11 protein-coding genes and 1 pseudogene are annotated in these 8,869 nt (G+C 65.9%); 6 read left to right on the top strand and 6 right to left on the bottom strand.

What is annotated here, in order from left to right:
- Positions 1–81: 81 nt before the first annotated feature.
- Positions 82–1,761 (bottom strand): caspase family protein, encoded by a 1,680-nt coding sequence (locus JOY90_RS17255; protein ID WP_291692328.1) that lies wholly within the window; start codon positions 1,759–1,761, stop codon positions 82–84.
- A gap of 218 nt (positions 1,762–1,979) precedes the next feature.
- Here JOY90_RS17255 and msrA point away from each other — a divergent pair, with 218 nt between their 5' ends.
- From msrA to JOY90_RS17235, 4 genes and pseudogenes are all read left to right on the top strand, one after another.
- Positions 1,980–2,699 (top strand): peptide-methionine (S)-S-oxide reductase MsrA, encoded by a 720-nt coding sequence (msrA, locus tag JOY90_RS17250; RefSeq protein WP_291692327.1) that lies wholly within the window; start codon positions 1,980–1,982, stop codon positions 2,697–2,699.
- A gap of 22 nt (positions 2,700–2,721) precedes the next feature.
- Positions 2,722–3,135, top strand: a complete 414-nt coding sequence (gene msrB, locus JOY90_RS17245; RefSeq protein WP_291692326.1) for a peptide-methionine (R)-S-oxide reductase MsrB — start codon at positions 2,722–2,724, stop codon at positions 3,133–3,135.
- A 155-nt stretch (positions 3,136–3,290) separates the two neighbouring features.
- Positions 3,291–3,454 (top strand): annotated as a pseudogene (locus JOY90_RS17240) (DUF3309 family protein).
- 212 nt (positions 3,455–3,666) lie between these two features.
- Entirely contained in the window at positions 3,667–3,960 is a 294-nt protein-coding gene (locus JOY90_RS17235; RefSeq protein ID WP_291692325.1) for a hypothetical protein, read from the top strand.
- Between the two features lie 49 nt (positions 3,961–4,009).
- On the opposite strand, the gene JOY90_RS17230 is transcribed toward JOY90_RS17235, so the two are convergent.
- Entirely contained in the window at positions 4,010–4,528 is a 519-nt protein-coding gene (locus JOY90_RS17230) for a DUF4112 domain-containing protein (protein WP_291692324.1), read from the bottom strand.
- A 34-nt stretch (positions 4,529–4,562) separates the two neighbouring features.
- Complete coding sequence (locus JOY90_RS17225; RefSeq protein ID WP_291692323.1) at positions 4,563–5,522, bottom strand: helix-turn-helix transcriptional regulator; 960 nt, start codon at positions 5,520–5,522, stop codon at positions 4,563–4,565.
- Between the two features lie 274 nt (positions 5,523–5,796).
- Here JOY90_RS17225 and JOY90_RS17220 point away from each other — a divergent pair, with 274 nt between their 5' ends.
- Together JOY90_RS17220 and JOY90_RS17215 are read left to right on the top strand one after the other, a co-directional pair.
- Positions 5,797–6,036, top strand: a complete 240-nt coding sequence (locus tag JOY90_RS17220) for a hypothetical protein (RefSeq protein WP_291692322.1) — start codon at positions 5,797–5,799, stop codon at positions 6,034–6,036.
- A 41-nt stretch (positions 6,037–6,077) separates the two neighbouring features.
- On the top strand, positions 6,078–6,326 hold the full coding sequence (locus JOY90_RS17215) for a hypothetical protein (RefSeq protein ID WP_291692321.1): 249 nt from the start codon (positions 6,078–6,080) through the stop codon (positions 6,324–6,326).
- Between the two features lie 59 nt (positions 6,327–6,385).
- Here JOY90_RS17215 and JOY90_RS17210 read toward each other — a convergent pair whose 3' ends face one another.
- From JOY90_RS17210 to JOY90_RS17200, 3 genes are all read right to left on the bottom strand, one after another.
- Positions 6,386–6,811: a DUF5413 family protein gene (locus JOY90_RS17210; protein ID WP_291692320.1), complete on the bottom strand. Its 426-nt coding sequence runs from the start codon at positions 6,809–6,811 to the stop codon at positions 6,386–6,388.
- Positions 6,812–6,936: 125 nt separating this feature from the next.
- The gene (locus JOY90_RS17205; protein ID WP_291692319.1) at positions 6,937–8,568 is read right to left on the bottom strand and encodes a hypothetical protein; all 1,632 of its coding nucleotides are present in this window, start codon (positions 8,566–8,568) and stop codon (positions 6,937–6,939) included.
- Between the two features lie 35 nt (positions 8,569–8,603).
- On the bottom strand, positions 8,604–8,869 hold a 266-nt coding region (locus JOY90_RS17200), incomplete at its 5' end, for an adenylosuccinate synthetase (RefSeq protein WP_291692318.1).

The raw sequence follows: 8,869 nt of genomic DNA, 5'->3' as shown, positions 1-8,869 counted from the left end.
CCACCCGGAGCCGTTTGGTCGAGAGAATGGTGGGCATGACGCTTCGCGTCTTAGCCCACCCTACCCCATACTGCGATGCGCTCACTTCCCGGCAAAGTAAAAATCCTCGCGGCCCGGCGGCGAGCCGTAGGTGAAGGGCTGCTGCGCGTGCCTGGTCGACGTCCAGACATCGTCGCGCACGATGTCGAACAGCTTCCGTACCTCGACATGGGATTCCCTGAGATCGCGGGCGACCGCAAGCGCAAACGGGCTGTCGGCGCCGGTGCCGTCGAGTGCAGTCTCGCCATGCTTGGCTGCATAGACCACCATGAATCCAGCGGACGGCTCGATGTTGGAAAATCCCCTGTCGACCAGCTTCAATTCGATGGTGTGCTTCATGGTCGCTGCGAACGGATTGTCGCGGCAGGCATCAAGCATCACGAGCCGCAGGCCCCGCGCGCCGTCGACCGCGCCGATCACCTGCTCGAGCGCCACCGCCTCGGTCTCGGCGTCCTTGTCGACCGCAAGCTTCGCATCGACCGGCACGAGATAGTTGACGCCGCCGATCTCGAAGCCGTGGCCGGCATAATACACCACCGCCCAGTCGGCCTTCTCGGCCTCGCTGGCAAAGGCATGCAGCGTATCGAAGAACTTGTCGCGGGTGAGATCGTTCGCCAGCGTGACGCTCTGGAAGCCGAGATCCTTGAGCACGCCGGCGATCAGCCGGGCATCGCGCGGCGGATTCTCCAGCGGATGCGCGTTCCTGTAGCCGCCGTTGCCGATCACCAGCGCGACCCGGCGTCCGCTCGCCGCTGTCGGCCCCTCGGCGGTGAGCGCCGCGAGGCGTTCCCGCGCCATCGTGCGAGCCTTGGCGATCTCGATGTCGTCATAGGGCGCCAGCGCGAACGCCGCCGAGCGGTAGTCGGCGCGCGCCTGCGCGAGGTCGCGCCGGCGTTCGAACAGGAGGCCGCGGCCAGCATGCGCGCGCACATTGTTGGGGTTGATCTCGAGGATCGTGTTGTAGTCCTTCAGCGCGCCGTCGAGATCGCCCTTGGCGAAATAGACGTCGGCGCGGTTGGACAGCACGTACTGATATTTCGGCATCCGCGCCAGCAGGGCGTTGCAGTCGGCCAGCGCCTCGTCGTAGCGACCCATCGCACCATAGGTGACGCAGCGGTTGGAATGAAGCTGCATCGCGTTCGGATCGATCGCCTCGGCCTTGGCGAAATCGGCAAGCGCCGCGTCGAAGTCCTGGTTCATGGTCTCGATCCGGGCACGGTTGGTGTAGGGAACGAGGAACCCGGTCGGCGCAAATTTGATCGCCTGGGTGAAGTCGTCGAACGCGCTCTGCAGCGCACCCTTGCGCAAATAGAGCGTGCCACGGTTGTTATAGGCGGCGGCGTAATTCGGGCGTTTCTGCAAAGCAAGGTTGTAATCGGCCATGGCCAGATCGTCCCGGCCCTTGCGTTCATAGGCCCAGCCGCGCGCGACGACGATCCGCAGGTTTTCCGGATCGGCCTTGATGGCGTCGCCGAAATCCGCGATCCCCTTGTCGAAGTCCTTGGCCAGCAGGTTCTCGCCCCGTACCGCCAGCGCCACAGCGAGGTCCTTCGGCTCCGCCTGGGCCGACGCGATCAGCTTCTCGCAGGCGTCGAGCCGCACCCTGGCGTCGCTCTGTTTCTCGCGGCAGGTCGTGACATCGTCGGCGAGCACAGGCCCGGCCAGCGCGAGCCCGCCGAACAGATTGAGGCCGATGAAGGACAGGAAAAGCGTGCGCCACATGCTGCGACAAGGACTCCCCGGGCTACTGAATTGGTCGATCAACCGCTGCGGCGGTTCACGGTGGCCGCGGCCGTCCGCGGAGGGCGGCTCACGGACTCGTGTCCGCGCTTCCGTAACAGGGGCGGCCTTAATGCGTATCTTGGCTGTTTGCGGGGCGATCCTGCCCTGAGCTACCGTCACATTCGCGGCACTGAGCCAGCAACCGGAGAGAGAATGCCATGCGCCGAAGTCCATTCAGCCGTCTCACGCTCTGCGCCGCCGCCCTCGGTGCGCTGGCGATCGTCACCTTCCATGCCATGCCGCTGCGCGCGGCCGAGGACGCGGTGGTGATCCCGCCGCCCGCCGCCGACCTGCCTCCTGCCGACGGCATCCAGACGGTCGTGCTCTCCGGCGGCTGCTTCTGGGGGGTGCAGGGCGTGTTCCAGCACACCGCCGGCGTCACCAGCGCGGTGTCCGGCTATGCCGGGGGTGACAAGGGGACCGCGAGCTACGAGCAGGTGTCGACCGGAACTACCGGGCATGCCGAATCCGTGCAGGTGAAGTACGACCCGCAGAAGATCAGCTATGGCAAGATCCTGCAGATCTTCTTCTCGGTGGCGCATGACCCGACCCAGCTCAACCGCCAGGGCCCGGACAGCGGCACGCAGTATCGCTCCGCGATCTTCACCACCTCGGACGCGCAGAAGAAGGCGGCGGAGGCCTATGTCGCCCAGCTCAATGCCGCCAAGGTCTACAGGAAGCCGATCGTGACCAAGGTCGGCTCGCTGGAAGGGTTCTTCCCGGCCGAGGGCTATCATCAGGACTATCTGACGCTGCACCCGAACCAACCCTATATTGCCTATAACGATCTGCCGAAGATCGAGAATCTGAGGAAGATCTTCGCGGAGAACTATCTCGAGAAGCCGACGCTGGTGGGCGACGCCAAGGTCACCAACTAGCGTCCCCCCCAACGGAGGATCCATGGCCGATACCAAGACCCCGCCGGAGAAGGTCACCAAGAGCGAGGCCGAATGGCGCGCCGAGCTGACGCCGATGCAGTATGCCGTGCTGCGGGAGAAGGCGACGGAACGGCCGTTCACCGGCGAATATGAGCATGAGCACCGGCCGGGCACCTATGTCTGCGCCGGCTGCGGGCAGCAGTTGTTCGAATCGGATGCCAAGTTCGACTCGGGTTGCGGCTGGCCTTCTTTCAGCCGGCCGGCGACCGAAAGCCATGTCGACGAAGAGACCGATCTCAGCCATGGCATGGTCCGCACTGAAGTATTGTGCTCGAAGTGCAGCGGCCATCTCGGCCATGTCTTCAATGACGGCCCCGGCCCGACCGGCCTGCGCTATTGCATCAACTCGGCGGCGCTGAAGTTGCAGCCGAAATAGCAATGGACCATGCCGCCACGACGAAAATGTCACGGTAACGTCATCGATCGCACGGTGCGCGGTTGGTGCGTGGAAGGCGGTGGTGGAATGTGCTTTGCTCATCGGCAGCCGGATGCGAGCTGGCGTTCGGCTGCCGGCCCGTTCGGAGGGGTGCCATGTCCCTTGGCCTGATCCTGATCATCCTGGTGATCATCTATCGTTTGGCGGCCTGAGCGGCCGCTTCGGCGGCTATGGTTACGGTTATGGCCATTCGGGCCTCGGCCTGGGCGGCGTCATTTTGGTAGTGCTGCTGGTGCTGATTCTGCTGCACAAGATTTGATTTTCGTAAGCGTTTGAGAAATATGTGTTTTTAGAAAATAATGAATCCCGACATGGATTCATGATTTGATCCGCCGGGATTCGCAATTCTGTCAAACAAGCCTATATTAAGGGGCGCAATGACCTGACTATCCCGGCTCGCTTCGAGGTGGGCCGCCCGTCTTTTGTCCCTGTCCATCCGCGTCGAACGCCAAGAAACAAAGGTCACTGACCATGCGTCCTTTCAACTTCAACACCTCCGCCGAGCTCTTCCCCGCCGCGATCCGCAAGAAGAAGCGGGCGGGTTTTGCCTATCGGCGATTTGGCACCGCGGCGGAAGCCGTTCGCTTTGCGATGGAGGAGTTGCCGGCGGATTCGCTGAACGGGGCCTATCTGCAGGTCGAGGAGGCGCGCTTCGACCAGAGCGGCATCCGTCTGCTCTATGAAAGCGAGGCCTTCCCGCTCCCCCGCCGCCGTCGCGCGCCGGCCGCCCCGGCCGGCAATGACGCCGACGCCGACGCCGCCTGAGCTGCAATCGCCCGAACTTCTGCTGACGTGCTCCCCTTCGGAGCACGTTTTAGCTTGGTCGCTTGTCCAGCCAGCGGCGCAGGATCCGGGCATTGCGCATGTTGGCCCGGTACAGGATGTCGATGGCGTCGCCCGCGATCGGAACGCTGCCGATCACGCCCTGGAAGGCGACGTTGCCGAGCATGCGGGCGGTGACATGCCAGGGCGCGCCGAGCGCGCGCGCCTCGTGCACCAGCCACAGCGACAGGCCGGTGACGATGATGTCGCCGACCACCGGGATCAGGCCGATGATGCCGTCGATGCCGTAGCGGAGGTTGGTGCCGGGCACGACGAAGGCGACGTCGAGCAGCTTTGCGATCGCCTCCAGCCGTGCCAGGCGCTGCTCGCGGCTGAGGTTGCCGAACGGGTTGGCGGAGCCGAAGTCGAAGCGGAATTCGCGAAAGCCCTGCTCGAGCGACTCCGGCGGGATCTCGCGCCCCTCCTGATCGATGATCGGCCCGCGCGCCTCGCCCGGGCCCAACGGGGGGCGCCGGTTCCTGGAATCGATATCGTTACGAGGCATGGGCATCAGATGGTAACGCGGCAGCCGGCCGCAAGTTGCGTCACTTTCCCCGCGCCGCCGTCGGCGTCAGGCCGAAGCGGCGGCGAAAGCAGCGGTTGAAATAGGACAGGTCGTTGAAGCCGCAGTCGAAGGCGATGTCGCTGATCCTCCCCCTAGACTGGGCCAACAGCTCGACGGCCTTGCGCAGCCGGAGCTCGGTCAGCCGGGTGGTGAAGCCCGCACCGGCCTCGAACAGGAGCTCGTTGACATAGCGCTCCGACAGTCCCGCGGCCGCTGCGAGCTTGTGGGCGGAAAAGTCCGGCTCGGGGAAGCGTTTTTCCAGGATCGCCAGCACCGCCTTCAGGCGCACCGCGCGCAAGCCCCCGCGCCGCGCCGCCGTCGCGGTCTCGCCGCGCGCGCCGAGGCCGAGGGCCGCGAGGTCCAACAGATGCGCCGCGATCGCCATGCCGGCCTCCGCGACCGCGCCGGGATGCCGCAGCAGCAGGTCGCTGTAGTCCATCGCGAGCGACAGCGCGCCCCCCGGCTGAAGTTCGCGGCCGACGAGGTCGTCGACGTTTGGCACCATTGCGTCGAGCGCCGCCGTTGGCAGGTGGACGTTGGTGAAGCGCTTGTGGCTCGTGCCGTCGGCGCTGAAGAACGGCTCGTCGAGCTTGAGCAGCAGCATCGCACCGGGACGCAGCGTGGCTTCGCACCCGCGATGGATCACCTGGGCCGGGCGGTCGCCCGTGTTGCGTACGAGGCAATAGCGGTCGTCGTTGGTCTCCAGCACCTGGCGATATTCGCGCCGCACCGTGGTGAAGGTGCCGTCGCAGCGTCCGAGCATGGTGGTGCCGACGTGGATGGAATTCATCGCGGCGCGGAACGGCACATCGGATGCCGGATCGAGCTCGCCGGTGTTGGAGAAACGCTCGAACAATTCCGCAAAGCGGAGGAAGCGCTGCCGGTCGCTCAACCCTTGCGGCAGCATATCGGTCGACAGCATCTTCCTGAGGACGGTCATCGAAATCGGACTCAACTGTCTGATCAAGTATGGCGGCCGCGTGCTGAACGCAGGCCGAAGGGGAGAGCGCCGACGCTAGCAACAGCGGGGCATCAATGGAACAGCGCCGGACAGTCCAAGCCGGCGGTCTCTCCCGCGCCTTCCAGTCCAAGACAACGCAGCTGCGTTCGCTTTATCGATGCGCCGGGGGCCGGCACTATTCCTTCGCGAGAATCTGCGCCTGCCCACAACTCGATCCAAACGACAGTTCGGGATTCCCGCAAGGAGACAATGAATGAGGATTCCTTCCGCACGGACACTGCTGCTCGGCGCGGCCATCGCGTCGAGCGTCGGCATCGGCTATGCGATCGGTGCCCAGCCGCACATGACCGAAACCGTCAGTCTGCTCGAAACCGCCCGCATCGAGCTGGCGAAGGCGACCCCGAACAAGGGCGGCCATCGCGAACGCGCGCTCGGACTGATCGATCAGGCGATCGGCGAGGTTCGTGCCGGCATCGCGTTTGCCGGCGGCTGACACACGACCCGTCCCCTTCCACTGCATCACGGAGACTGATCATGCGAAGACTGATTGCGACCACCTTCCTCGTTGCTACGTTCGCCGGCGCGGCCCAGGCCATGCCGCTGGCGCCGGTCGAGCGAACGGCCGACGCCGACATCATCAGGGTTGCCGGCGGCTGCGGCGCCGGGTGGCATCGCGGCCCCTATGGTGGCTGTCTGCGCAATTTCGCTGATCCGGGGGCGCATGCCTGCCCGCGCGGCTATCACATCGGGCCCGGCGGCGGCTGCCGCGGCAACGGGAGATAATCTTTGATCATTTGAGATTGTTGCGCGGCGGATCGAAAGGTTCGCCGCTTTTTGCCCTGTCACGCCGGCTTCGCGTGCGGCTGTTCCTCGACGAAGCGGTGCACCAGGAACGAACTGATGGTGGCGGGGATGAAGCCGACCAGGCCGAACATGACGAACTGCAGCACGCCGCTGTCGGCGCCGCGCGAGCCGTAGATCAGGGCCGTGGTGATGAAGGCAACGGCACCGACCAGCAGCATCCGAACCGTGGCACCGATCCGCCTGATGTGGAACAGGATATCGTCGACGGCGCCGATCATCAGCGCCGGCAGGACGCCGAACAGATAGCTGTACTGCAGTGTGGTCACGAACACCGCGAGCAGCTTGCCGATCTCCGCGAGGCTGGGCGGACGGCTCCAGTAGCCCGACTGCAGAGTGCTCGCCAGCAGCAGCCAGAAGCCGCCCAGCAACGGCCCGACCGCCGCAAATATCAGGTAGCGCTTCATGCCTCGCCCTCGCCTGCCCGACCACTTATAGCAGCGGCAGACGACGTCTGAACAACTGGAATCTTCTCGGACGGACGACGGCTTCAACTCGCCCGGTTTGGCCGAAATGGCCGACGGACGCAGGCCTATCCGCCCCACACGGCGAAGGCGTCATTGAAGGCGCGCTCGCCCGGCTCGCCCTTTTCGATCGCGATGATGGCGCGGCGCTGGTTCGAATAGACCAGCGGCACGTCGAACCACGACCGCTCCTTCAGGAGCTGAATGTTGCGTGCGCGGTCGGCATCGACGTTCGACAGCCCGAGCAGGAAGAAGCCGTCAGTGACCTTCACGGCGAGGCCCGCCAGCGGCGTGCCGCGCGCCTGCTCGTTCGACTTCATCAGGATTCCGGGTACGTTGCCGACACCGCCGCCGGCGAAATCCGGCGGCAGAAGGAACGTGAGTTCGGCGGTATGGCTCGCCGGCAGCGAGGAATCGGTGTTGCGGCGGAATGACATCGTCATCTTGAACTTGCGGTCCGGAATGTCGATTTCGGCACGCACGGCGATATCGGCCGGCTGGTTGCCGGATGCCTTGATCGGTTCGGTGCGCCAGATCACCGTGCCGACATACTGCTTGCCCTTGGGATCGGAAGGGTCCTCGTCATACAGAACCACGCGCTGTGCCACCGGGGCGACCTGGTCGGACGATGACGGCTGGCCGACGCGGTCGGTGATCTTCGGCTTCGACAGCGGCGCCGAGCTGTCCTTGGGGGCTTCCACCAGCGATGAGGAGGACCTGAACAGGCCGCTCACCATCGTGGCGACCGGCCTGCCCCACAGGATCGCCGCGCCGGCCAGAATCAGCACGATGCCGATGGCGATGGCGCTCTTGAATGGAAACACCGCCGCGGAGCTCGCGCGCTTCGGCTCGCGTTCGCGCGCTTCAGCGGCAATCCGCGTTCGCGCCGGCAGCGGCGGCGGAGCCCGCTCGACCTCCGGCGCGGGCTCCTCGAAGGAGGAGAAGGCCTCGAAGTCGCTACGACCTTCCGGACCAGGCTCGAGACGGTCGATCTCGGGCACAGGCGGCGGCACGCTCGCATAGGTCTTGCGCGCCGCCCGATTGGCCTGCGCGGTGGCGCGGCCGAGGTCGTCGGCATCAGCCGTGATGTCGCGGAAGCCTCGCAGACCCGGCGCCGCCTGACCGCCATTGCCGTCCGGGCCACGGCGTGCCGGTGCGCCCGTTCGCTCGCGCACCGGGGACATTTGCGGATCCTGCATGGTCACCGTCGGCTGTGCCACCGGCTCGGCCCGCCCGTTACGCGGTGGGCGCGGTTGCTCGGTCTTCTGCTCGCCCTTCTCCTGGCGCTCCTCCGGCGGTGGACGGTCATTGCGCTGGGGCAGCGGGGGCGGAGGCGGCGCAGCCGGACGCGGCCGCGGCGCAGCCGTCGCCGATTGCGCGGCCGGTGCCGGCGCTGGCGCGGCGACCTCGGCGCGGGCGCCGGCACGGCGGATGGCATCGCCGGCGCGCGCGGCACCCCCGCTCGCACGCGAGGCGTCGCGGGCACGCTGGGCCGCCTCCGATTCGACCTTGCGTACCGCTTCCTCGAGCGCGAGACGCTCGCGGGTGATCTCGGATTCGCTCAAGGGCGGCTGCACACTGCGCAACTGGGCGATCAGCGCGGCCCGCGCCCGCTCATAGAGCGCACGCCGGCTCTCGCCGGGAGCGCTGGGATCCAGTCCGGCGATAGCGCGGGCGATCAGCGGGTAGTAATCAGCCATTTCAACTCTATGCGCGCGTTTACGTCATTCTGCCGTCAAGCCTCGAACGGATTCTGAACCAGGATAGTATCCTCACGTTCGGGGCTCGTGGAAAGCAAGGCGATGGGGCAACCCACCAGTTCTTCGACCCGGCGGACATATTTGATCGCCTGGGCCGGCAGGTCGGCCCAGGACCGCGCATGGGCGGTCGGCTCCTTCCAACCCTCGATGGTCTCCCAGATCGGCTCGACCCGGGCCTGCGCGCCCTCGCCGGCCGGGAAATAATCGATCTCCTTGCCGTCGAGCTTGTAGCCGACGCAGA

The organism is Bradyrhizobium sp., from assembly GCF_019242285.1.
Taxonomy (GTDB): domain Bacteria; phylum Pseudomonadota; class Alphaproteobacteria; order Rhizobiales; family Xanthobacteraceae; genus Bradyrhizobium.
The sequence above is the reverse complement of the archived record's forward strand: the minus strand, read 5'-3'. Positions and strand labels throughout refer to the sequence as shown.

Bases quoted from the DNA above. Each gene is read 5' to 3' on its own strand.
- JOY90_RS17255 (WP_291692328.1), bottom strand. From the start codon at position 1,761: ATGTGGCGCACGCTTTTCCTGTCCTTCATCGGCCTCAATCTGTTCGGC.
- msrA (WP_291692327.1), top strand. From the start codon at position 1,980: ATGCGCCGAAGTCCATTCAGCCGTCTCACGCTCTGCGCCGCCGCCCTC.
- msrB (WP_291692326.1), top strand. From the start codon at position 2,722: ATGGCCGATACCAAGACCCCGCCGGAGAAGGTCACCAAGAGCGAGGCC.
- JOY90_RS17235 (WP_291692325.1), top strand. From the start codon at position 3,667: ATGCGTCCTTTCAACTTCAACACCTCCGCCGAGCTCTTCCCCGCCGCG.
- JOY90_RS17230 (WP_291692324.1), bottom strand. From the start codon at position 4,528: ATGCCCATGCCTCGTAACGATATCGATTCCAGGAACCGGCGCCCCCCG.
- JOY90_RS17225 (WP_291692323.1), bottom strand. From the start codon at position 5,522: ATGACCGTCCTCAGGAAGATGCTGTCGACCGATATGCTGCCGCAAGGG.
- JOY90_RS17220 (WP_291692322.1), top strand. From the start codon at position 5,797: ATGAGGATTCCTTCCGCACGGACACTGCTGCTCGGCGCGGCCATCGCG.
- JOY90_RS17215 (WP_291692321.1), top strand. From the start codon at position 6,078: ATGCGAAGACTGATTGCGACCACCTTCCTCGTTGCTACGTTCGCCGGC.
- JOY90_RS17210 (WP_291692320.1), bottom strand. From the start codon at position 6,811: ATGAAGCGCTACCTGATATTTGCGGCGGTCGGGCCGTTGCTGGGCGGC.
- JOY90_RS17205 (WP_291692319.1), bottom strand. From the start codon at position 8,568: ATGGCTGATTACTACCCGCTGATCGCCCGCGCTATCGCCGGACTGGAT.